The 23,011-nt window shown below is 39.7% G+C and carries 28 protein-coding genes; 15 read left to right on the plus strand and 13 right to left on the minus strand.

Annotated elements, in window-relative coordinates:
* Positions 1–47 precede the first annotated feature (47 nt).
* Together H5160_RS15280 and H5160_RS15285 are read right to left on the minus strand one after the other, a co-directional pair.
* Positions 48–1,373 (minus strand): basic amino acid/polyamine antiporter, encoded by a 1,326-nt coding sequence (locus H5160_RS15280; RefSeq protein ID WP_029773146.1) that lies wholly within the window; start codon positions 1,371–1,373, stop codon positions 48–50.
* 32 nt (positions 1,374–1,405) lie between these two features.
* Positions 1,406–2,323: a homocysteine S-methyltransferase family protein gene (locus H5160_RS15285; protein ID WP_182737908.1), complete on the minus strand. Its 918-nt coding sequence runs from the start codon at positions 2,321–2,323 to the stop codon at positions 1,406–1,408.
* 248 nt (positions 2,324–2,571) lie between these two features.
* Between H5160_RS15285 and H5160_RS15290 the strand changes: the two genes are divergently transcribed.
* Together H5160_RS15290 and H5160_RS15295 are read left to right on the plus strand one after the other, a co-directional pair.
* Positions 2,572–3,117 (plus strand): PH domain-containing protein, encoded by a 546-nt coding sequence (locus tag H5160_RS15290; protein WP_182737909.1) that lies wholly within the window; start codon positions 2,572–2,574, stop codon positions 3,115–3,117.
* Positions 3,118–3,154: 37 nt separating this feature from the next.
* Positions 3,155–3,556 (plus strand): DUF1801 domain-containing protein, encoded by a 402-nt coding sequence (locus H5160_RS15295; RefSeq protein WP_024604483.1) that lies wholly within the window; start codon positions 3,155–3,157, stop codon positions 3,554–3,556.
* Positions 3,557–3,571: 15 nt separating this feature from the next.
* On the opposite strand, the gene H5160_RS15300 is transcribed toward H5160_RS15295, so the two are convergent.
* Entirely contained in the window at positions 3,572–3,916 is a 345-nt protein-coding gene (locus H5160_RS15300) for a rhodanese-like domain-containing protein (RefSeq protein WP_024591370.1), read from the minus strand.
* Positions 3,917–4,201: 285 nt separating this feature from the next.
* Between H5160_RS15300 and H5160_RS15305 the strand changes: the two genes are divergently transcribed.
* Positions 4,202–4,510 (plus strand): helix-turn-helix transcriptional regulator, encoded by a 309-nt coding sequence (locus tag H5160_RS15305; protein ID WP_010554926.1) that lies wholly within the window; start codon positions 4,202–4,204, stop codon positions 4,508–4,510.
* Here the strand turns inward: H5160_RS15305 and H5160_RS15310 are convergent.
* Entirely contained in the window at positions 4,503–5,180 is a 678-nt protein-coding gene (locus tag H5160_RS15310; RefSeq protein WP_024604482.1) for a nitroreductase family protein, read from the minus strand. The genes H5160_RS15305 and H5160_RS15310 overlap by 8 nt on opposite strands.
* Before the next feature lie 187 nt (positions 5,181–5,367).
* On the opposite strand from H5160_RS15310, the gene H5160_RS15315 reads away from it, so the two are divergent.
* From H5160_RS15315 to H5160_RS15330, 4 genes are all read left to right on the plus strand, one after another.
* Entirely contained in the window at positions 5,368–6,249 is an 882-nt protein-coding gene (locus tag H5160_RS15315; protein WP_002959519.1) for an ABC transporter ATP-binding protein, read from the plus strand.
* Between the two features lie 9 nt (positions 6,250–6,258).
* Positions 6,259–9,837, plus strand: a complete 3,579-nt coding sequence (locus tag H5160_RS15320; protein ID WP_182737910.1) for a M1 family aminopeptidase — start codon at positions 6,259–6,261, stop codon at positions 9,835–9,837.
* Between the two features lie 183 nt (positions 9,838–10,020).
* Positions 10,021–10,332 (plus strand): Bor family protein, encoded by a 312-nt coding sequence (locus tag H5160_RS15325; protein ID WP_182737911.1) that lies wholly within the window; start codon positions 10,021–10,023, stop codon positions 10,330–10,332.
* Positions 10,329–10,658, plus strand: a complete 330-nt coding sequence (locus tag H5160_RS15330; protein ID WP_039490488.1) for a Bor/Iss family lipoprotein — start codon at positions 10,329–10,331, stop codon at positions 10,656–10,658. The genes H5160_RS15325 and H5160_RS15330 overlap by 4 nt, the downstream gene beginning before the upstream one ends.
* 13 nt (positions 10,659–10,671) lie before the next feature.
* Here H5160_RS15330 and H5160_RS15335 read toward each other — a convergent pair whose 3' ends face one another.
* The 9 genes from H5160_RS15335 to H5160_RS20485 form a co-directional block, all read right to left on the minus strand.
* A complete protein-coding gene (locus tag H5160_RS15335; RefSeq protein WP_039490486.1) occupies positions 10,672–11,910 on the minus strand; it encodes an ABC transporter permease in 1,239 nt (412 codons plus the stop codon).
* Complete coding sequence (locus H5160_RS15340) at positions 11,903–12,610, minus strand: ABC transporter ATP-binding protein (RefSeq protein ID WP_182737913.1); 708 nt, start codon at positions 12,608–12,610, stop codon at positions 11,903–11,905. Before H5160_RS15340 ends, H5160_RS15335 begins: the two co-directional genes overlap by 8 nt.
* The gene (locus tag H5160_RS15345; RefSeq protein WP_182693252.1) at positions 12,610–13,776 is read right to left on the minus strand and encodes an efflux RND transporter periplasmic adaptor subunit; all 1,167 of its coding nucleotides are present in this window, start codon (positions 13,774–13,776) and stop codon (positions 12,610–12,612) included. The genes H5160_RS15340 and H5160_RS15345 overlap by 1 nt, the downstream gene beginning before the upstream one ends.
* 55 nt (positions 13,777–13,831) lie before the next feature.
* Positions 13,832–14,545 (minus strand): YIP1 family protein, encoded by a 714-nt coding sequence (locus H5160_RS15350; protein WP_182720094.1) that lies wholly within the window; start codon positions 14,543–14,545, stop codon positions 13,832–13,834.
* Between the two features lie 192 nt (positions 14,546–14,737).
* Positions 14,738–15,424: a TorF family putative porin gene (locus tag H5160_RS15355; protein ID WP_024591363.1), complete on the minus strand. Its 687-nt coding sequence runs from the start codon at positions 15,422–15,424 to the stop codon at positions 14,738–14,740.
* A 276-nt stretch (positions 15,425–15,700) separates the two neighbouring features.
* Positions 15,701–16,864, minus strand: coding sequence for a hypothetical protein (locus tag H5160_RS15360; protein ID WP_182716544.1), 1,164 nt, complete (start codon positions 16,862–16,864; stop codon positions 15,701–15,703).
* A gap of 155 nt (positions 16,865–17,019) precedes the next feature.
* Positions 17,020–17,220, minus strand: a complete 201-nt coding sequence (locus H5160_RS15365) for a helix-turn-helix transcriptional regulator (protein WP_002959505.1) — start codon at positions 17,218–17,220, stop codon at positions 17,020–17,022.
* A gap of 8 nt (positions 17,221–17,228) precedes the next feature.
* A complete protein-coding gene (locus tag H5160_RS20480) occupies positions 17,229–17,480 on the minus strand; it encodes a hypothetical protein (protein WP_259417175.1) in 252 nt (83 codons plus the stop codon).
* An 11-nt stretch (positions 17,481–17,491) separates the two neighbouring features.
* A complete protein-coding gene (locus H5160_RS20485) occupies positions 17,492–17,647 on the minus strand; it encodes a hypothetical protein (protein ID WP_259417177.1) in 156 nt (51 codons plus the stop codon).
* 232 nt (positions 17,648–17,879) lie between these two features.
* On the opposite strand from H5160_RS20485, the gene H5160_RS15375 reads away from it, so the two are divergent.
* The 8 genes from H5160_RS15375 to rplR all read left to right on the plus strand — a co-directional run bounded on the left by H5160_RS15375 (position 17,880) and on the right by rplR (position 23,009).
* Positions 17,880–19,850, plus strand: coding sequence for an AsmA family protein (locus tag H5160_RS15375; RefSeq protein WP_182737914.1), 1,971 nt, complete (start codon positions 17,880–17,882; stop codon positions 19,848–19,850).
* Positions 19,851–20,122: 272 nt separating this feature from the next.
* Positions 20,123–20,491 (plus strand): 50S ribosomal protein L14, encoded by a 369-nt coding sequence (rplN, locus tag H5160_RS15380; protein ID WP_002959498.1) that lies wholly within the window; start codon positions 20,123–20,125, stop codon positions 20,489–20,491.
* A gap of 10 nt (positions 20,492–20,501) precedes the next feature.
* Positions 20,502–20,816 carry a 50S ribosomal protein L24 gene (rplX, locus tag H5160_RS15385; protein WP_002959496.1) on the plus strand — a complete coding sequence of 105 codons (315 nt, stop codon included), beginning with the start codon at positions 20,502–20,504 and terminating at the stop codon, positions 20,814–20,816.
* Positions 20,817–20,832: 16 nt separating this feature from the next.
* Positions 20,833–21,372, plus strand: coding sequence for a 50S ribosomal protein L5 (gene rplE / locus H5160_RS15390; RefSeq protein ID WP_010554915.1), 540 nt, complete (start codon positions 20,833–20,835; stop codon positions 21,370–21,372).
* Between the two features lie 10 nt (positions 21,373–21,382).
* Entirely contained in the window at positions 21,383–21,688 is a 306-nt protein-coding gene (gene rpsN / locus H5160_RS15395) for a 30S ribosomal protein S14 (RefSeq protein WP_006794245.1), read from the plus strand.
* 21 nt (positions 21,689–21,709) lie between these two features.
* A complete protein-coding gene (gene rpsH / locus H5160_RS15400; RefSeq protein WP_002959491.1) occupies positions 21,710–22,102 on the plus strand; it encodes a 30S ribosomal protein S8 in 393 nt (130 codons plus the stop codon).
* 13 nt (positions 22,103–22,115) lie between these two features.
* Entirely contained in the window at positions 22,116–22,649 is a 534-nt protein-coding gene (gene rplF / locus H5160_RS15405; RefSeq protein ID WP_002959488.1) for a 50S ribosomal protein L6, read from the plus strand.
* Positions 22,650–22,658: 9 nt separating this feature from the next.
* Positions 22,659–23,009, plus strand: a complete 351-nt coding sequence (rplR, locus tag H5160_RS15410) for a 50S ribosomal protein L18 (protein ID WP_002959486.1) — start codon at positions 22,659–22,661, stop codon at positions 23,007–23,009.
* Positions 23,010–23,011 lie beyond the last annotated feature (2 nt).

The raw sequence follows: 23,011 nt of genomic DNA on the forward strand, positions 1-23,011 counted from the left end.
GTTAATACTCAGGCTTTTAATAAAGATAAAACCTGAGTATGGATACTTTAAGCGTGTTGATTTAATTTAAATTGTTTACGGCTATACATAAATAATAACGTGCCTGGAATATATAAAATAAGTGAAAGCGCTAATGTGTTTAGCCCCGCAGCATAAACAAGCCATAAACCATACACACTTGCGCCTAACCCCATTAGCTTAATGGGTACCGAGAGCTTTTGTGCAAAGGCGACTTTTACCATATAGGCGGCAACTAAAAAGTACGGCACCAATATCATAGACGTTGATACAAGCACTAAGGTGTTATAACTCTCGCCAGTAAATAAAATAAGCACTAAGCAAAGTTGCACTGTAAGGCTGGTTAAAGTTAATGACGCTATAGAGGTTCCGTTATGATTTTGCTTTTTAAAAACGTTAGGAAATGCGCCGTATTTAGCCGCGCTGTTAGGCACTTCGGCGGCGTAAATAATCCAACTTAAGTAAGAAGCCAGTACCGACACAATAAGCCCCGCACTTATAATAACTTTGCCTGTAGTGCCACTCATCATGGCCATAATGCCCGCCATTGAAGGGTTACTAAGTTGAGCAATAGTGCTTTGGTTCATTATCCCAAATGACAGCATGGTAATAGCAATATATAAAATAAGCGCTGCAACAACGCCTATCACCGTGGCTAGGCCAATATCTTTACGGTTTTTGGCACGAGCAGAGAGCACAGCAGCCCCTTCAATACCAGTAAATACCCATAAAGTAATAAGCATGGTATTTTTTACTTGATCAATAAAGTCTGTTTGCACACTCACATGGCTTTGATTTGCCTTAAATACGTTAGGGTCAAAATAAGCATAAGCAAAGCCGATAAATAGCAACAGCGGGATCACTTTAGCGATAGTGCCAAGCAGGTTAATGAAAGAGGCCTGTTTAATGCCTTTAACAATAATTAAATGCACAGCCCATAAAATAATAGATTCGCAAATAAACGCCATAAGGGTATTACCCTGGCCAAATAGGGTGAATGTTGGCGTATCTACAAATGCGCCTAAAGCAGCAAAAGCCACGACTAAATAACCCACCACCCCAATGGTGGCGCAAAGCCAATAGCCCCATGCAGATAAAAAGCCTGCTAGTTCGCCAAAGCCTTCTCTAGCATAAATATAAATGCCGCCGTCGAGCTCTGGCTTAGCGCGTGATAATTGTAAAAAACACCCTGCAAGCAATAAAATACCCACACCGGTGATAAGCCAACCTACTAAAACAGCATTTACACCAGCCACTTCGGCCATATTTTGTGGCAGACTAAATATCCCAGCCCCTACCATTGCACTAAATACCAGCGCGGTAAGTGCGACTAATCCAATTTTATTTTCTTTCATTTTACTACTTACATGTAAGCTAATAATTAGCGTTATAAAGAGGCAAAGTGCTGATTTAATGTTGCAATGTGTTCAGGGCCTATACCGCAGCAGCCACCAATTATGCTGGCACCTTGTTGTTGCCATTGCTTAGCCCATTGCAAGTAAGAGAGCGGGGTTAAGTCTTTGCGAACCTCATCTAACCCTTCGTTAGCTGTGGCTTCTTTAGTTTGTGGCGCAAATGCATTTGCGTAAGCACCCACTTGAACATGCTCTGCTCTTTGTGTTTTTAATTCCTTTTGGGTTAAAACTAAAGCTTGCTCTATTACCTCGGGCTGGCAGCAATTAAATAAAATGCCTTTTACATTTTCTTTTAGCATTGCAGTGACCGCATCTTGCACCGACTCGCCCGAGCGTAACGTGGTTTGCTCGTTGGGGTTTTCATCGTCAAGGGTAAAGGCAACCCACACAGGTTTTTGACTATCACTTACTTTACTGATTAGTGCTTTAATATCGAGCGCTTCTTGAATGAGGCTTTGGGTTTCTATTAACCACAGGTCGGCATAAGGTGATAGGCCTTCTATTAAAGGCGTAGCAATGCGTGTTAGTTGCTCTGCTTGGTATAAATCTGGGCGATATGAGCCAAACATAGGAGGTAAACTTGCCGCTATTTTTGTGCCTTTATTGTGTTGCTCGACCGCTTTTTTAGCCGCTAGTCCGGCGGTTTCAGCCAGTGATTTAGCAGATTGATTAAAGCGTTCTTCGCCAATATGAAAAGGCACTAATGCATAGCTATTTGTGGTAATAACAGTGGCACCACTTTGTATAAAGTTACTATGAGCCTGCGTTACTTTGTCAGGGGCTTCTATTACTGCCAATGCTGACCACTCAGGTTGCTGAAATGGCGCACCAATACGAGTGAGCTCTCTGCTCATGCCGCCATCGAGTAAAGTTAGAGTATGAGTTGTCATTATGTTCCCTTTGTATGAGATAATTTCACTTTGGATGTTTAGACGTCTATAAAGCTGTTGCCAGAATATAAAGCACACAATTAGGTTAAACAACCCTATAAATTAAAATAATGGGCGTATTAACTAAGCGTTATCATTGCTTAACAACCTCGTTAAATTGCATTGAAGTAATTGATCACGTAACTTAAACAAGCAGTGTATTTTACTAGCAGTAAAGCGCCGTGTTTAAGTAGATTAAGGATAAACCAATGAGCAACTCTATTTTAAAAAGTGCCAGCTTTGATCCCAAAGTGAAGCAATACTGGATGACCATGGCATGCTTTTTTAGTGCCGTTGCACTAGTGACCATTCCACTTATACCTTTGGTGTTATTTGTTGTATGGCTGGTGGCAGGTAAAATTTTGGCCGCTATGTCGGCGCAATTACTCACGCAAAAGCTGGTTGTTAAACGCGGCATTTTATTTAAAGAAGAAAAATCTATACCGCTTGAAAAAATAACCGATGTTGGGCTGAACCAAGGGCCGCTTATGCGCTTTTTTGGCTTATATCGGTTAAGCTTTGAAACTGCAGGGCAGTCGGGTCATGGTGCATTGGTGTCATTACTTGGTGTTGAAAATGCCAGTGAGTTTAGAGAAGCCATACTTGAGCAAAAAGATGTATTGGCAAACCAAGGTAAAGCGTCGCAGCAGGCAACAGAGCAAAGTGAGAAAGAGCTACTGAGATCACTTACTTATAGTGTTAAAAATATTGAGCAGATGCTACTTGTTTTACTTGATGAAAGGCAGCAAAAGTAGCCTGTTTTAAAATTGTAAAGCTTATAAGGATATTTTTATGAATACGGAAATAGAAAATATATTTAATAATTATCCTGAGATAGCAAAAAGTAAGCTTATAAAATTACGAGAGTTAATTTATACCGTAGCACAAGAGCAAAACTTAGGAGCTGTTGAAGAGTCTTTAAAGTGGGGAGAGCCAAGTTATAACACAATAAATGGCAGCCCCATTCGCGTAGGCTTTAAGGGCTCCTCGTGTTATTTGTTTTTTCATTGCCAATCAAAGCTAGTAAGCACATTTAGAGAGTTGTATTCCCACACTCTCACTTTCGAAGGTAACCGGGCAATTGTATTAAATAGTGAAAAGCCATTACCAGAATACCCAGTTAAAGAGTGTATTAAATTAGCACTGACTTATCACAAAGTTAAACGCCTACCTTTACTAGGCGCATCATTATAAGTATTCAGTTGATGTTTAAAACACACTACATATTTGGTTTGCGTCACAGGTAATAACGGTTACGTTTTCATAACCCACACGCGTTAACGCTTCTGCTCCCAACGTTGCGCGCGCACCACTTGCGCAGTGCACGTAAATAGGGCGAGCTGCGTCTTTTTCTATTTCCATCAGTTTCATCTCGAGTAACCCACGCGGAATATTTATAGCGCCGGCAGCCGATTTTGTCGCGTGCTCTGCAGGTTCTCGCACATCAATAAGTAAACCTTTATTTTGTTCAAGCTCGAGTTTTGCTTGCGCTGCGTCAATACGGCGTTGGTTAGGTGTGATAATTTTTAGTAAGTCAGGGATTGATGTAAGCATTAGTTTGTAAATCCTCTTTTTCTTAAAAAAGACATTAATGAGTGCTACTTGGTATAAGTAGGTGAATTGAGTTAATACTTATAAATAACGTTAAAAACTGAAAGTTACTTTATATAAAGTAACTTAATAGTGCGGATACTGCTACAGCACTTCCGCCGATTAATAAAACGGCATCGTTAATTTTGTGATTACCTTAATATTAGTAAAGTCTAATGTTAATTATATTAGAACCTACTAATGTAAAAGTCTATACTTAAAAAGGTATCAAAAAGAGAAATAATAAAAATGAATATTGAACAACTAGCTGTCAACGCAGAGCAAGCCGAACAGTTTTTAAAATTAATGGCTAACAAAAATCGCTTAATGATTTTATGTAGTTTATTACAAGGTGAGCAAAGTGTAGGTGAGCTAAATAAAAATGTACCTTTAGCACAGTCAGCGTTATCTCAGCATTTAGCAAGTTTACGCAAGGCAGATATGGTTGCTACTCGCAGAGAAGGGCACACTATTTATTACTCATTGACCGATCCAAAAGTTGAGTCGATCATTGCTTTGCTATATGAGTGGTTTTGCCGACAAGAAAATACTAAATAAACGTAGCTATTTCATCGAGTGATTTTTTATCCAGTGCATGAGCAGGTATTGTTGCATCATCACTTGGGTAGCCTGTAATAAGTAGCATGTATGGGCGTTCGTTATCTTTATCGCGATTACATATGTCGGTTAAAAAACTCATTGGCTTTGGAGTATGAGTAAGGGTTGCCAAACCACTGCGGTGCAAAGCTTGAATTAAAAAGCCGGTAGCTAAGCCAACAGACTCATGCACATAATAATTCGTATTTTTATCATCGCTGCTTACGCCGCCCTTTTTTTGACTAAATACAGCTATAAGCCAAGGTGCATGCTCTAAATAAGGTTTATTGGCGTCGGTACCTAACGGTTTTAGCGCATCTAACCATTCTTCACCTGCTCTGCCTTCGTAAAAAGAACGCTCTAATTTTTCTGCGGCTTCTCTTATTTGTTTTTTTACATCGCTACTGTTTATAGCCACAAAATGCCAAGGCTGATGATTCGCTCCACTTGGTGCTGTGCCAGCTGCTTTTATACATGCTTCAATAATATTTTTTGGTACTGGGCGATCGCTAAAGCTGCGAATGCTATGGCGGCGTTGGCTGGTTTGTAAAAACTCGTTAGCACGATTTAGCATTTCTTCATGTGGATATTCTATAAAGTCATTTAACGGCTGGCTTTGGTGATCTTGCATGGCTTTTCGTTTCTTATAAAAAGTATATGTGGTTTTTATACCTAGTGAATACAGTGCAGGCAAGTGTTATGAGTTTAAATTATGTTTATTTGTTGTTACAAATTTAACCAGAAAGTAACTTATGTTCCTATTTTCCTTGTGGTATAAAACATTATAAAAATAATTACTCATATTCAAGGAAGTAAAAATGCTATCAATAACAGGGTTATCTAAAACCTACGATAATGGCGTACATGCACTACAAGGTGTTGATTTATCTATCGGCAAAGGGATGTTTGGATTACTTGGGCCAAATGGCGCAGGTAAATCATCGCTAATGCGTACCATTGCAACACTGCAGTCGGCTGATTCGGGTTCAATCACTTTTGATGGTATTGATGTTTTTAAAGACCCACAGGCTCTGCGCCAACGTTTGGGTTATCTACCGCAAGATTTTGGTGTGTACCCGCGTGTTAGTGCTTACGACTTACTGGACCATATGGCTGTTTTAAAGGGAATTCATAATAAAGCAGAGCGTAAAGAGTCGGTTGAAGGATTACTTGCACATACTAATTTATATCAACATCGCTCAAAAGCGGTAAGTGGCTTTTCGGGCGGTATGCGCCAGCGTTTTGGTATTGCACAAGCCTTACTAGGCGACCCCGACTTACTTATCGTTGATGAACCTACCGCAGGGCTAGATCCTGAAGAGCGAAATCGCTTTCATAACTTGTTAGTAAGCTTAGGCGAGCAAAAAGTCGTTATATTATCGACCCACATTGTTGAAGATGTAGCAGAGCTTTGCCCAAACATGGCGGTGCTGGCAGGCGGTAAAATACTATTAGAGGGCAATCCAATTGCCCTTACCGATAAACTCCAAGGCCAAATTTGGCGCAAAGCCATGAGCCAAGAAGAAGCGCTAGAGCTTGAACCGCAGCTGCCTGTTATTTCAAAACGCTTATTTGCTGGGCAAACCATATTACATGTATTAGCCAATGAAGCCCCTGAAGGTTTTGAGCTCAGCAGTGCAAACCTAGAAGATGTGTATTTTTCTACGTTGCTTAATCATCGTAACAGCCAAGTAGCATAAGGGGGCGCTATGTTTTTTAATATGCTAGCGTTTGAGCTGCGCTATTTTATGCGTCAGCCTTCGTTTTATGTGACCTCATTAATATTCTTTTTTATGGCGTTTTTTATAAGCTCCAGTAGTAAGTTTCCGTTAGGTGGGGCTAATGTTCATATGAACTCGCCTTATACCATTATGGTTTTAACGGTTACCTTTTGTACGCTTGCTATGTTTTTAGTGGTTAACTTTGTTGCAAGCTCAGCGATTCGCAACAGCGAGACCAAAATGGATGAGCTGGTGTTTAGTAAGCCCGTTAACCCGCTTGCTTATCAATCAGGGCGTTTTTTTGGTTCTTACTTAGTTGTACTTATTGTGTTTTTAAGCGTGCCACTAGGCGTATTTTTGGGATCTCAATTTGGCTTGTTGGTTGGCTGGCTCGATAGCGAGCTAGTAGGCCCCAATAAGTTTATATATTACGCAGCGCCTTTTTTATATTTAGCAGTGCCAAGCTTATTGGTCCTCAGTGCTATTTTTAATAGTGTGGCGGTCTATTTTAAAACCATGATGGCGGTATATGTAACGGCCGTGGTGGTTTATATAACCTACCAATTGGCGAGTATCTATTTTGACGATTTAGCGTTTAGAAATATTGTTGTTTACGCAGACCCATTTGGCACAGGGTCGTTAATTGACTTAACCCGTTACTGGACTGTAAGTGATAAAAATACTGAAGTGTTAACGCTTTCGGGCGATTTTTTAATTAACCGTATTTTATGGGTAGCAATAAGTTTAGCGATGTTTTTTGGCCTCGGAAAGTTAGGTAATCGCGTAGTCACTAAAAAACAGAAAAAGCAATTTGCTGTCTCAACGTTTGTAAAAAACAAACAAGCAGCACTTATTAGCAGCGCTAAAAATTACAAGTCAAAAGGGGTAAATACGAAATCGCAATTAGTAATGCGCAGCTTATTTGAACTTAAGCAAGTTATATTAAGTGCCCCTTTTATGATTTTAGCGGGTGTCAGTATTACTATGTTACTCGCACCACTTTTTGCACCTATTGGCGCATATGGCACAACGGATTGGCCGCTCACACAAAACATGGTGGGCATTATTCAAAACTCCTCCGCTTTGTTTATGTTTATCATTATTGCTTATTACAGCGCAGAGCTGGTTTGGCGAGAACGCCAAAGTGGTATGGGTGATATTGTTGACAGTTTCCCAGTGCATAACAGTGTGTTTTGGGTATCTAAAATTATTGCGTTAATCACTGCAGTTTGTGGCCTTTATTTAGTAGGCATGATGTTTACCATTGCAGTGCAGCTATTTAAGGGGCAATTTAACCTAGAGCTTGGTCAGTACTTATTTAGGTTGGGTTACCTTACATTACTGCCTTTAATTATGATGGCTATATTGGCGTTCTTTTTACAAATAATTAGCCCTAATAAATACATAGGTATGGGTTTATTTATTCTGTATTACATTGCTCAAATGGTAATGGGTGCTTACGGGTTTGAGCATCATATGTATCATTTTTCTCAAAGCAGTAGCGTACCGTATTCTGATATAAATGGTTATGGACATTTTTTACAAGGCGCGCATTGGTATACCCTATATTGGGGGGCATTGAGTGTGTTTTTAGCTATTGTAGGGTTTGCTTTATGGCATCGCGGCCCGTCGCAATCATTGCGTACTCGTTTATCTTTAGTGCGTTACAACATGTCTTTAAAAGGCCAGATTGCAGCCGTTATAAGTTTATTGGTATTTGTGGGCGCGGGTTATAACATTTATTACAACACCCGTGTAATCAACGAGTTTGTAACAAGTGATGATAACGAAGCGCTACAAGTAAGGTATGAGCAAGGGTTTTCACAATACAAAGACTTGCCACTGCCTATAATAACTGATGTTGACTTACACATTGATATTTATCCTAAAAAGCGTGCTTTAAATGCCGTGGCTAAAATTAAGTTTACCAATACCGCAAACGAGCCAATAACCCGTGTGTTAATCAACGAGCCTAGCCAATCTAAAAGCTGGGATGTAAAAATGGCGGGCGGAAAAATAGTAGAGCGTTTAACCGATTTTGGCATGGTATGGTTTGAGTTTGAACAACCGCTAATGCCCAATGAAGTACGAGAAGGCGAGCTCTCAGTTTCTCGTGAACACGACGGTTTTGTTGATAGGAGATCTGATACTCAACTCGTGCACAACGGTACATTTGTAAATAATGGAGAATTATTGCCAAATTTTGGTTATCAAAAGTATTTTCAAATTGCCGATAAGTATGAGCGCCGCAAGCACGATTTACCTGAACTTGAACGCGCACATAAACTAGAAGACAGCCGCTATTATACGCAAAATGAGTTTGGGCCTGCTAATGGCTTTATAAACTATAAGGCAACGGTAAGCACCGATGAGTCACAATTTGCTATTACACCAGGTTACTTAAAAAGTGAGAGTGTAAAAGACGGGCGCCGTACTTTTGTTTATGAAATGGATGCTCCAATTATAAACTTTTACTCTGTGCTTTCGGCAGAGCTTGAAAGTAAAAAGGTTGAGCATAACGGTGTAAATATTGAGGTGTACTACCACAAAGATCATGCATGGAATGTTGACCGCATGATTGAGTCAGTTCAAGACTCAATAGATTACTACACACAAGCCTTTGGCCCGTATCAGCATAGACAGCTTCGTATTATTGAATTTCCTAAGTATCGCTCGTTTGCGCAAAGTTTTGCCAATACGGTACCTTACTCAGAAAGTATGGGCTTTATTACAGACCTAAGAGATGAGAGTAAAGTTGACCTACCTTACTATGTAACCGCACATGAAGTTGCGCACCAATGGTGGGGGCATCAAGTATCGGGGGCTAATGTAGAGGGCAGTGCTGTTATTTCTGAAACACTTTCCCAGTACAGTGCGCTTATGGTGCTAAAAAAACGCTTTGGCGCCGAGAAACTTCGTAAATTCTTAAAGTACGAGTTAGATAAATACTTAATGGGCCGTACTGGCGAAGCCTTTGAAGAAATGCCACTATATAAAACGCAGGCTCAACAATACCTTCATTACAATAAAGGCTCAGTTGCGATGATGGCGATTTATGATCGTTTAGGTGAAGTACGCTTAAATGCAGCACTTAAAGCGTTTTTGAATGAGTTTAAATATCAATCAACGCCATATCCAACCACAATTGATTTACTTAGTTATTTAAAGCGAGATGCAACACAAGCTGAACAACGTTTTATTGATGATCAGTTTAAATATATAACGCTTTATGAGCTTGAAATGAAAGAAGTGTCGGTTACTGATGATGTTGATGGCGAAGGTTTTTATACAGTAACACTGAGCGTTGAAGCAACTAAGCAGCATGCCGATGGACAAGGTGAAGAAACTGAGCAGCCGCTCGATGAGCTAATTGATATTGCATTATTTAGCGACGACCCTGAAAACTTACTCGCTGAAGACTTTGTTATTTACTCGCAAAAGCATCAAATAGTATCTGGTACCAATACTATTGAGCTAAAAGTAAAAGAAAAACCATTATTTGCAGGGGTTGATCCTTACATTAAGCTGGTCGATAAAGACAGTAAAAACAACTTAGCTAAGTTTTAAAGTCTATTTATTTACTAAACACTTAAACTGACTACTTTAAAGGCCGCATTTATGCGGCCTTTATGTGTAATAAACTGTATAAAACTTCATAGCGTTTCTACATATTCCCCACAGCTTTTTACGCTAATATTTTATGTTCTCTTATAAAGTTACCTTACTGGTATTTAGTTTATAAGGAAGAGTATGAAACCATTAATTATAGGGGCGATAGCATTAAGCCTCAGTGCTTGTTCTGCGGTAACCATTCAGCCACAGGCAACAGCAAAAATAACGAGCCAAGCTAATTACGAAGATAGCCGCCCAATTTATTTATGGGGATTAGTGGGTGAGCAGCGGGTAGACGTAAAACAAATATGTTCAAATACACCGGTTATTCAAATGCAGTCACAACAAACGTTTAGTGATGGAGCGCTGAGTTTAATTACGCTTGGAATATACTCGCCCCATACCATTAAAGTGTGGTGCCAAGAGCAAGTACTAGGGGAGACATTATGAGCATCAAGCTATTTGCAGCCGGTTGCACACTGATTATTTTAACGGGGTGTACAAATATTTACTTTGATAACGGTATGCAGAGCAAAGTAAGCAATAAAACGCTAAAAAGCTCACAGTGGCATCATAATTTTGCACTTGCGTTGTACGAGGGATCAGAGCCGTTAGATTTAACAAAACATTGCCCACAAGGGGAGTGGCAAAGCGTTCATACGTATAAATCGTTTACTAATGGTTTAGCTGAGGTGGTTGTGAATCAAATTGGCCCAGCTTGGTACCCTAAAACAGTAGAAGTACAATGTAATAAGGTACCATTTAAAGCTAAATAATTATTTAAAATAGTTATTCGTAACGCAGTGCATCTATAGGGTTTAGTCTTGCTGCTTTAATAGCAGGGGCTAAACCAAATATAATCCCAATCATTGATGTAAATCCGAACGATAGTATTACAGCCCATACTGGTATATATGCATCAGGCATACTTGGGACTAAAAACGAAATAAGCCCTGCGGCGCCATATCCTATAATGAGTCCTATTAAACCACCAAAAAGTGAAAGCACAACGGCTTCAACTAAAAACTGCAACATAATAAAACCAGGTGTTGCGCCTAGTGCTTTTAATGTACCAATAACACGTGTGCGTTCAGTTACCGACACTAGCATTATGTTCATAACACCAATACCGCCAACAAGTAAGCTAATGCCAACAATACCAGCAGTAATAGCTGTAGCACTGCTGGTAAATTTATCTATTTGGGCACGAGATTTTTCAGCGGTTTCAAATTCAAAGTCGTTTTCATCTTTCTCTTTTAGTTTATGCAGTTGGCGCAATACACGAGTTATTTTTGCAAGCACTTGTTCTTCGTTAGTACCTTCATTTAACCTAAACATAATTTGCACATTAGTTTGTGTACTTCCGCCTTCTAAAGCACTCATGGTACTAATTGGAATATTAATGTAATCGTCTTGGTCAAAACCAAATAAGCTACCTTGTTTTTCAGCAACGCCAATAATTCTAAACCATTCACCACCTAGCTTTATATATTCACCTACTGGGTTTTCAGGAAGGTTTAGCTTTTCTATGATTGAAGGGCCGATAAATGCGACCCTTCTTCGTTTATCATCGTCCTCAGCACGAATAAAACGACCAAGTTCAGGATAAGTACGATACGCTTTTTGATAGTCTTGCTCGGTACCGATAACACGCGATGAATGGCTTTTATTTCCATACTCAGCTCCCCCCGAAAAGCGCCAGGTAAACATTAGGGCAGTTAGCGTTTCAGCTTCTTTTATACGCGACTTTAAAGCTAAAAAATCGTCGTAGGTAAGCTTGGCATTTTTACCAACCATTTCGAGTTCAATACTGGTGTAAGGCTTTATTGTTGTTACATCTGGCGACATATCAGCAAGTTGATCGTTTATTTGCTTTGTAAAACCCTGCATTACTGCAACGACAGTAACTACGGCGGCAACACCAATAATAATACCCAAACAGGTCAGTGCGCTGCGCATTGCATTAGCTTTAATAGCTGAAAAAGCGGCCTTAGTGCCTTCCATTATCGCAAGAGCTGATTTAAACATGCTGCTTGATTCCTTCATCTTTAGTTACATCACTTACCACTTTACCGTCCACTAAACGAATCACGCGTTGGCAATGATCGGCAATTTCTTGCTCATGTGTTACTAAAATAATAGTGTGACCTTCGTTATGCAGCTCATCAAACAAATCCATAATTTCGCGGGTCGTTTTACTATCAAGATTACCTGTGGGTTCATCTCCTAATAATATATGTGGTTTTGTGACTAAAGCGCGGGCAATAGCAACTCGTTGACGTTGCCCGCCCGATAGCTGGCTAGATAAATGATTAACTTTATCACCGAGACCTACCCGCTTTAGTGCTTCTAGAGCTTGTTGCTTGCGCTGTTTGCTAGGGATAAAGCGATATACTAAAGGCTGCATTACATTTTCTAGTGCGGTTGCACGTGGTATTAAGTTAAAGCTTTGAAATATAAACCCGACACTTTCATTACGCTGATGAGCAAGCTCTGTCTCGGTCATACTTTTTACTAGTTTATCTTTTAAGTAGTATTCGCCACTGCTGGGTGTATCTAAACAGCCTAATAAGTTCATCAAGGTCGACTTGCCTGAACCAGAAGGTCCTATAATCGCCACGTATTCGTTTTGCATTATATGTACGTTTACATCATCAAGTGCCTTAAATACCTCTGAGCCCATTTTGTATTGTTTATTAATATGCTCTAGCTTGATTACCGCAAACATTAGGCTTCTTCCTTGTCTGCATCTGATTTAAGTTTTACCACATCACCTTCAGTCAGAAGACTTACTGGGCGCGCAGGGCCAATAACTATTTTGTCGCCCTCATTTAAGCCGTCAGTAATGGCTTGCTCTATATCAGATGATATTCCAACAGTTACGGCAATTTTGCTAACGGTGTTATCACTATTTAGTCGCCATACAAATGTTTTATCGTCTTCTTTTTGGATTGCTTCTATTGGAAGTTTTAAACCGTTTTCGGCAATGCTTGTTGCGATCTCTGCTCTACAACTCATTCCTGCATATAGCTGGCGCTCAGTAGTGTCGAGTAATACTTTTACTTTAAACGATAAACCTTGAGAGCCGGCTTGGTTTTTAGCTGAAGTACCAATATTGATTACTGTGCCACTAAATGGTTTATTAGGGTATGCAGCCGCATAAATATTCGCTTTTTGGTTAAGCTTAATACTCGCAATGTCGGTTTCATCCACACGTAGCTCGGCTAAAATAGCACTTGGGTCGGCTACTAGCATTAAATCAGAGCCAATAATATTAGTAGTACCGGCTATAACGGTTTCACCTTCTTTAATATTTACAGATGCAAGCAAGCCGCTCATTGGAGCTCTAAAAACACTTTTACTTAAGCGATCTTGCGCAATTTGTAGTGACGCTTGTGCTTGGTTGTACGACTCTATTCGTGATTCAATATCGATTTTAGCTAGATCGCGTGCGCTTTCAATATTCTCGTAGCTCTCTTGATTACCTAAACCGACATCATATAAGTCTTTTTGTCTTTTAAGTTGGCGCTCTAGGTTAGCAAGGCGTGTTTTATTGTGTTTAATTTCAATTTCTGTGGCGCGAAGGATTGCTTTACTACGGGAAACTTCTGATTCAAAAGCAGTTGTATCAAGGCGCATTAACATATCGCCTTGTTTAACTCCTTGGCCTTCTTGAACAAATATTTTATCTACTCGGCCTGTCACTTCAGAGCGTAATTGCACTTGTGTATTAAAAACTAAATTACCTGAAGCCATTATTGAGTCAGCAATGTCGCCAAGCTCTACTTGAGCAATATTTACTTCGGCTTGTTTTTCATCGCCAGAAATTTGCTTTGACACAATTAGGGCTATAAATGCGCCTACAGCGAGTGTGATGATTATTGCTTTTTTCATTTTATCTATCCGTGAATTAAGTAATGTGGAGCTAGTATCTACCTCCACTTAAGAGTTAACTTGCTGCAATGATTGCCCAAATACCAAAAATAATAATTGAAGGAAGAGCAGAGAATAGGAGTGCTTTGTTAGTTGAAAAATTAGTCCAGCATTTTAAGCCGATCATTCCCAGCGCAATGCTCCAAAAGCTAAATAAGTTTATTGATTCTAATAAGCTATAAAAAGGATGGCCAATTTCAAGTCCTATTATTAATTGGTTAATAGATGCGTAGCTATATACGGCTTGTTGAGATATTTGATCTGTACTTGCACTTAGTACAAGAGCAATTGTTCCTAGGCTTGAAATAACAACTGGCATCATTGTCCAGGTAGCGAATCCATACCAAGCTCCGTAGCTATGTTCTGATTCAGGATCTTGTTTAGCCACAAGCATATAATAAAGTGCCATTAATGCATTCATGATAGCCAGCGCAATTACGCCGCCAAACAAACCAAACCATATTTGGCCTTCTGCATTTTGCTCTATACTTTGGCGAATCATTTTTTGCTCGCCAATCGTCGCATCAATAGTTGATGCTGCTACTTGCTCATTAATCAAAAACTGCATATCAACAGTGGAATAAAAAATATAAATACTCGCCATTGAAACTAAAGACATGACTATAAAAGCAAGCCATGACCAACCTTTGGCGTGTTCAACACCATTGAAAGCTTTACTAGGACTTATATAAATATCGAGTAGGGCGCTAAACGCGTTAGGTGATTTCATTATTATTCCTTTATACCTATTTTATGGCTAGGCAGTTATAAATGCCCAGTGACTAGGTAATAGAATAAAGGAAAATGTATGTATTGTTTTCATTCAATTGTAACGGTTTGTTAACAGATGTAAGGGGTCTTGTTCAAAAACAAGAAAAGGGCCAAAAGGCCCTTCGTGTCGCAGCAAGTAACACATTCTTTCTTATAAATTAAAGTCTACAGAATAAGCAACGTAAGCTTTAATATCTGAGTCATCCATATCTGTATCAGATAAACCAAAAGTGAACCCATCTTTCGAAATTGATACACCGTAATCTAAGATATTATCATCGCCAATAAAGTCACCTGAGTAGTGGCCTAAGTGAAGTGCCATTTCAGTGCCGTTACTGCCAACAGCAAAACCGTAGTCAGCTGTCAGGTAAAGTGAATCACCAAAGTCTGTACCATCACCACTTGCAGCTGATGTTGCAAGTACTGAAGCACCAAATGTAAAGCCTTCAACACTGATGCTACCGTAAATTTCAGAGAAATCTGCGTCAGCTTCAGAAGCGGCATCTGGGTAAGCGTAATAAATATAGCCAACATCGTAGCTAACGCTTTCGTTAATGTCGCCACCAAAGCCTGCATATAAATCAAGCTCATAGGTCATTTCATCTGCCCACGATGCATTTGAAGCCCAAGTACCTGCATAAAAGCCCGATTCATTGGCGTAATCAATACCGCCTGAAATAGCTGCATCGCCCCCAGTTTGCTCTTGACCACGCCATAAGTAGTTTGATGTTGCCGCTGCGTTTGCTGTTACTTCAGCATGTACGGCTGTTGATGTTAAAGATGTTGCGCCCATTAATGCTATAGCACTTATGGCGATGGTTTTTTTTAGTTTTAGCATGTCCATTTCCCGTTATATGATTTTTGCTCGCCAAGGTTTTTATTATGTATTCGGAACCTTTAGGCTGACGGCTTTTTATTGTTTAACTAACGGGATAATTGCACTGTATGTGCCAGCTTCATTATTTTTTATTAAAAATTATTTTTATACATTAAAAACATGGGCTTGTATTTTATAGATTGAGATGAGAGATGGTATGTAGGAAGATGTTGCGCACACTGCTGGTGCATAAATTAACCTAGCCGCACCATAAAAGTACGGCTAAATTAGAAGTTTTTAGCCAAATATAGTGCGCATAAGGCTAATTGTTTCGTTTACACTACGACCTTTTTGAACTTCACTCACAATTGAATCGCGCTTACTGCGAATGTGCTCAGGAATATCGTCAGCAGCAAGTGCGCGGTCTACTAAAATTTCTGCAGACTCTTTACCTCTACGCTGAGTTTTACCTGTCGTAGTTGTAGTTCGTTTAGGCTTACTTAACAGTTTGATGTAGTTAGAGTTATCTGGTGTTTTAGCATCAGCATAGTGAAAGAAACATGGGATTAGTGCTTTAATAGCAACTAATTGTTCTTCTAACTCATTACTAGGTTTAGCCATTTTGTACCATGACATAGCTTGAATACCTTTTACAATATCTTGCCAGTAACGCTCAAAATCACTATTTTTTAGTTTAGAAACACCAAGGGCACCGCATAATGCATCTAATCGATTGTTTGTGATCGGAGTAAATATATCAGGGCGACGCATTGCAAGTAGTCGTGTTGCAGGCGCAAGTGTTGGTTTTTCATTATTGTCGGTGAATATTTTTGAATAAGCAGCAACAAATTGTTGATATTCGTATTGAGTAATGTCACCTTCAAGTGGAATATTTACTAGTGCATCGTCAAAGGCACCTGGTAAATCGCTAAGCATTTGATGAAAGCTCTTCGCACTTTTTGTTGATGCAAACCATTCAACGTCAAAGTTATATGTGCTTGGATCAAGTGATGCCATGTGCTTACCGCTAAACGCAAGTAAATCTTCAGGAATCATATCTTTAAGAGATTGTTCACGAATGCTCTTAATGTAGTCTACTAAGCGAAGCTGTTCATCAAGAGCAATAACGTCTTTGTGTTGTTCTACAAATACACTTACTACAGGCCACGGAGCAATACGTAAAGTTTTAACCTGTAAAAAGCTGATAGCTGAAATAAGCTGATCGTGTAGCTTCTTAAGTACTGGTAATTGCTGCGGCTCTAGTAAGTCGTAGTTCATACGATCTCTGCTTGCACTTAGCAATTCGTAACACCAAGGTAAAAAATCATCAGGGTGGTTTTCTACTTTCACGGCCATAAGGTTAAGGCTTAATTCTGAAGATTGCTTCAGAATGTTCTGATAGATTTGATTTTCTTGTTCGCCTAGCGTCATTTTTGACGGTGAAATTAGCAGTTTTTTCATGCCTTGTAGAATCTCCGGTTTAGATATATATTTTTTTGCTGGTCTATTTTAGCGCAATTACGCTAATAACAACAGCGCTGTCCTCCATACGTTGCAATTGAAATAGCTAAATCGGTGTTTTTGCTAATAGAATGAGACCAACGCTTTAACATGTATCAATCATTTTTATCTAGTACAAAGAGACTTTCAACTGAGGTATTAAAATGCTTTGCTATTTTTAGAGCAATTATTACCGAAGGGGTAAATCGTGCCGTTTCTACTGTACTAATAGTCTTACGTGAAACCGCAATTAGATCAGCCAAGTCTTGTTGAGAAAGGCCTGCTTCTTTGCGGTATTTTGCAATTTTATTTTGCACTTTTGCTCCTAATCTTTGCTTTGCCAAAGAATTGATACGCCGTATATTAAACTCATTACAGCAAGGTAAAATGTAGCCATCATGCTGTGAGATACTTCTAAAGCAAGAGTATCGGAGAGTAAGTACACGCCACCCATACTAAAAAGTAAGCCAAGCACGACATGTTTATAGGCAATAGTGTCGATGGTATTTAAATACTCATCTTTATATGTAAGGTGGTATTTCATTCTCCATGTAAACCCGCCTCTGATCACAAACATAAAGAATGAACCTAAAAAAGCAGCAGTTCCAAAAACAATAGTGGGGCTGATGTTTGATTAAGCATTGGGTAAACACTAATGATTAATAAAGTGACCCCCATGAATAATGAAAACCATGCATTTTGGCCCATAAATTTTTCTTCACTTTTAATATCGTAATTAGACATAGCTCATTTCTTTTTAAAATTTTTACAATATGTAACCTGTAGGTATCAATGTAACCTTAAGGTTTCATTGGGTCAATATTTATTTGTAACCTAAAGGTATCAAAGTGTTTCAGGGGCGATTCAGGATGGGAATGTAATATCTAATAAAAAGCTTTTTTATCAGAACGACAATGATTTTAAGGCTAACACTCGCTATGATAAGAACATTATTTGCACGTTTTAAAGGACGATCATGAAAACCTTACTTAAAATTGTAGGTGTAATACTTTTACTATGTATAGCACTAATTGTTGCCGCACCGTTTCTAATCCCTACTGATACTATTTTTAACAAAGTTTCAGAACAGGTAGAACAAACAACTGGGCGCACTCTTACTATTAAAGGTGATAAAACACTTAGCGTATTCCCTGCATTAAAGTTAGAACTTAACGACGTGCATTTTGCAAATATGGAATCAGGTTCGCGCGCCGATATGGCGAGTATGAAACAGCTTGCTGTACACATACCTTGGTTTTCATTATTTGGTGGTGAGTTTAAATTAGATAAGTTTGTTATAAACGAACCAAATATTCTATTAGAAACCGACAAAAATGGTAAAGCCAATTGGCAGTTGTTTGATGCAGTTGCAGAGCAACCAAAAGAGCAGAGCCAATCAGGTGAAGCGATAAAGCTTCCAGATAACTTTGATATTGAGTTAGGTGAGGTTGCTATTTATGGCGGCACATTTACTTATCTAGATGGTCAAACAGGTGCCAAACAACAAATTAGCGATTTAGAACTCGCTATTTTACTTCCTTCACTTCGTAAAACATTAGAAGTAAAAGGGGGTATTACTTATATGCAAGAGCGTTTTGATCTTGATATAAAATTAGATACTCCTGCTAAAGCAATTGAAGGTGCTACTTTTAATGTTAAACAAACCTTAGATTCTCGTTTAGTTGATTTAACGTTCGAAGGGAGCATAGCTAAGCAAGGCCAAGATATTAAAGGTCAGTTAGTACTAAGCGGTGAGTCTGTTAAAAGTATTGCGAAATGGCAAGGTGTAGAGCTAGACGCTAAAGACAATGCATTTAACGGATTTAGTGTAAACGGTAAAATGCACCTACTAGGTGAGAAATTTAATCTAGAAGATTTAGTTGCGACGTTAGACGCATTAGAAATAAAAGGTAAGAGCGAGCTTAACCTAGGTAAGCGTTTAGCAGTAAATGCTGATATTGATTTAGGTATGCTTGACTTAAACCCGTATCTACCTGAAGCAGTGGCCAAACAAGAAGAGCCAGAAGAGCAAGAAGATAAACCTGCAGAGCCAATAGTATGGGATGACACTAAAATTGATTTAAGTGCATTAAATTCACTAGATGCAAATGTAGTGATTCGTTCAAGTGGATTAAAAGCCAATGATATTAAATTAGGCGCAAATCAATTTACTGTTGCTTTAAAAAATAGCGTTGCAAAACTAAGCCTAGATAGCTTTTCTGCTTATGAAGGGTCAGGTAAAGGCGTTATCAATGTAAACGCACAGCAAGTACCTTATAAAATATCAACTAACTTTGACTTAGCTGGAATAGATGCACAGCCTTTATTAACGGATGCGGCAGGTTTTGACAAGCTAATGGGTAAGGGGTCTTTAAATTGGAACCTAAACACAACTGGCCAAAGTCAAAAGTCGTTTATTGGTGCGCTTAATGGAAAGCTTGGATTTGAGTTTGCTGATGGAGCTGTAAAAGGTGCAAATATAGCTGAGATGGTTCGTAAAGGTAAGGAACTCATTTCAGGTAACTTTGGTGCTGCATCTGAAGGGCTTGATACCGGATTTGAAGAATCTGAGCAAACAGATTTTTCAGCATTAACTGGAAGTTTTAACTTTACTAATGGCGTTGGCAAAAATACCGACCTATCACTTATCAGCCCACTTATTAGAATATCAGGTGAAGGCGACGTTGATTTACCGCAAACAACGGTCAACTATCGTTTGGTTACAGGTATAGTTGGATCTATCGAAGGTCAGGGAACTACCGATGACAGCACTGGCTTTAAAATACCACTACGTATAAAAGGGCCTTTCCACGATGTAGGTATAAAGCTAGATGTTGGTGATGCGCTCAAAGATGAAGCTAAGCAGAAGGTCGATGAGGCAAAAGAAAAAGCCAAAGACAAAGCAAAAGATAAAATTAAAGATAAATTAAAAGGTTTATTTGGTTAATTTATTACACTTTAAACAAACAAGGCACATTACAGGTGCCTTGTTTGTTTTGTAACCACCTGTAAAATAGCTACATAGCCGTAATTACTCAGCTTTAATTTCCCATCACTCCAAATTAATTAAAAAATAACCTATCGCTACCCCCTCAATGCTGGTACAATTGCCCGCCCTTAAGAGACAACTCGTTTGTTTTTGAGTGGGATTTAATCGAAATGTCTTGATTTTAAACAAATTTAAGACACGTTGTAATTACTACACCGGAGGTCATTAACATGATCCAAATGCAAACTCAGCTGGAAGTTGCTGATAACAGCGGCGCTCGCAAAGTGCAGTGTATAAAAGTCCTTGGTGGTTCTCACCGTCGCTACGCAGCGATTGGCGACATCATTAAAGTTTCTGTAAAAGAAGCTATTCCTCGCGGTAAAGTGAAGAAAGGTGATGTTAAAAACGCGGTAGTTGTGCGTACCAGAAAAGGTGTTCGCCGTCCAGATGGTTCTCTGATCCGTTTTGACAGCAACGCTGCTGTTATCTTAAATGATAACTTACAGCCAATTGGTACACGTATTTTCGGCCCTGTGACTCGCGAACTTCGTAATGATAAGTTCATGAAAATCGTTTCACTAGCCCCAGAAGTACTGTAAGGAGCCAATCATGGCAGCAAAAATACGTCGTGATGACGAAGTAATCGTACTAGCAGGTAAAGACAAAGGTAAGCGCGGAAAAGTGCTTTCAGTTGTTACTGAATCTGGTCGAATCTTTGTCGAAGGCATAAACTTGATCAAGAAACACCAAAAGCCGGTTCCACAATTGAACCAAGCTGGCGGCATTGTTGAGAAAGAAGCATCTATGGATGCATCAAACGTTGCGATCTTCAACTCGGAAACGAGTAAAGCTGATCGTGTAGGTTTCAAGATTGAAGATGGTAAGAAATTACGTATCTTTAAATCTACTGGTAAAACTATCTAATAGTTGGAGTAGAATGATGGCGAAACTGCATGAAGTATATAAAGACAAAGTAGTTGCTGAACTTCAAGAGAAGTTTGGTTTCAGCTCTGTCATGCAAGTCCCTCAGATCGAAAAGATCACATTGAATATGGGCGTGGGCGAAGCCCTAGCTGACAAGAAGATTTTAGATAACGCAGTAGCGGATCTAGCAGCAATCTCTGGTCAGAAACCTTTAATCACTAAAGCACGCAAATCTGTTGCTGGCTTTAAAGTGCGTGAAGGCTACCCGATTGGTTGTAAAGTAACCCTACGCGGCGAGCGTATGTGGGACTTTTTTGAGCGTTTGGTATCAATCGCTATCCCACGTATTCGTGACTTCCGTGGCGTAAGTGCAAAGTCTTTTGATGGACGTGGCAACTACAGCATGGGCGTACGTGAACAAATCATCTTCCCAGAAATCGATTACGATAAAGTAGACCGTGTACGCGGTATGGATATTACTATCACTACTTCTGCGAAATCTGATGAGGAAGGCCGTGCGTTGTTAGAAGCGTTTAACTTCCCATTTAAGAAATAAGGGTAGGGTTATGGCAAAGAATTCTATGAAAGCGCGCGAAGCAAAGCGCACAAAACTAGTTGCTCAGTACGCTGAAAAGCGCGCTGCACTAAAAGCTATCATCAGTGATGTTAACACATCTGAAGATGATCGTTGGGACGCGGTACTTAAGCTACAAGCTTTACCACGTGATTCTAGCCCTGCACGTCAACGTAATCGTTGTAACATTACGGGCCGCCCACATGGTTTCCTTCGCAAATTCGGCATGAGCCGTATTAAAGTTCGCGAAGCAGCTATGCGCGGTGAAATTCCTGGCCTTAAAAAGGCTAGCTGGTAATAGAATCATGGGAGTAAGACTATGAGCTTGCAAGATCCTATCGCGGATTTGTTCACACGAATTCGTAACGGTCAATCAGCGAAGAAAGTATCTGTAACGATGCCAACTTCAAAGCTGAAAGTAGCATTAGCTAAAGTACTAAAAGACGAAGGTTATATCGTAGATTTCGCTGTTAACGGCGAAACTAAACCTGAGCTTTCTATCGAGTTGAAGTACTTCGAAGGCAAAGCTGTAATTGAAAATATCCAGCGTGTAAGTCGCCCTGGTTTACGTATCTATAAGAAACGTGACCAATTACCTAAGGTAATGGGTGGTCTTGGTATCGCTATCGTATCAACTTCTAAAGGCCTAATGACAGACCGCGCAGCACGTAGTGCTGGTGTTGGTGGTGAAATCATTGGTTTTGTAGCTTAATCGGAGGGGAACTATGTCTCGCATAGCAAAGGCACCAATTACTGTTCCTGCCGGTGTAGAAGTTACATTAAAAGGCCAGGAAATCACAGTTAAAGGCAAAAACGGTGAACTTACTCGTACAATCAACAACGCTGTTGAAGTACAAGTAAATGACAACGTTATTACTACTTTACCTCGTGATGGCGTAGCTAATGCATGGGCTCAAGCAGGTACTGCTCGCGCTCTAATCAACAACATGGTTGTTGGTACGCATGAAGGTTACGAGAAGAAACTTCAGTTAGTAGGCGTGGGTTACCGTGCTGCAGCGAAGGGTAAAACATTAGATTTAACTCTTGGCTTCTCACACCCAGTTAATTTCGCAGTTCCTGAAGGAATTACGATTGAAACTCCAAGCCAAACAGAAGTTCTAGTTAAGGGCGTAGACAAGCAGTTAGTTGGTCAAACAGCTGCTAACATTCGTGCATACCGTAAACCTGAGCCTTATAAAGGTAAGGGTGTTCGTTATTCAGATGAGAATGTACGCCGTAAAGAGGCTAAGAAGAAGTAAGGTAAGACGATGGATAAAAAAACAGCTCGTCTACGTCGTGCTAAACGCACTCGTAGAAATTATATTGAACAAGGCACAACGCGTCTTGTTATCCACCGCACGCCACGTCACATATACGCTCAAGTTGTAAATGCTGAGGGTAATGTACTGGCTGCTGCTTCTACTGTTGAAAAGGCTATTAGCGAAACAGTTAAAGGCACCGGTAACGTTGAAGCTGCGCAAGCAGTTGGCAAAGCGGTTGCTGAACGTGCGGCTGACAAAGGCATCGAAAAGATTGCTTTTGATCGCAGTGGCTTTAAATATCACGGCCGTGTGAAGGCGCTAGCTGATGCTGCGCGTGAAGCCGGTTTGCAATTCTAGGA

It is taken from the genome of Pseudoalteromonas sp. SG43-4 (genome assembly GCF_014164325.1).
Classification (GTDB): domain Bacteria; phylum Pseudomonadota; class Gammaproteobacteria; order Enterobacterales; family Alteromonadaceae; genus Pseudoalteromonas; species Pseudoalteromonas distincta.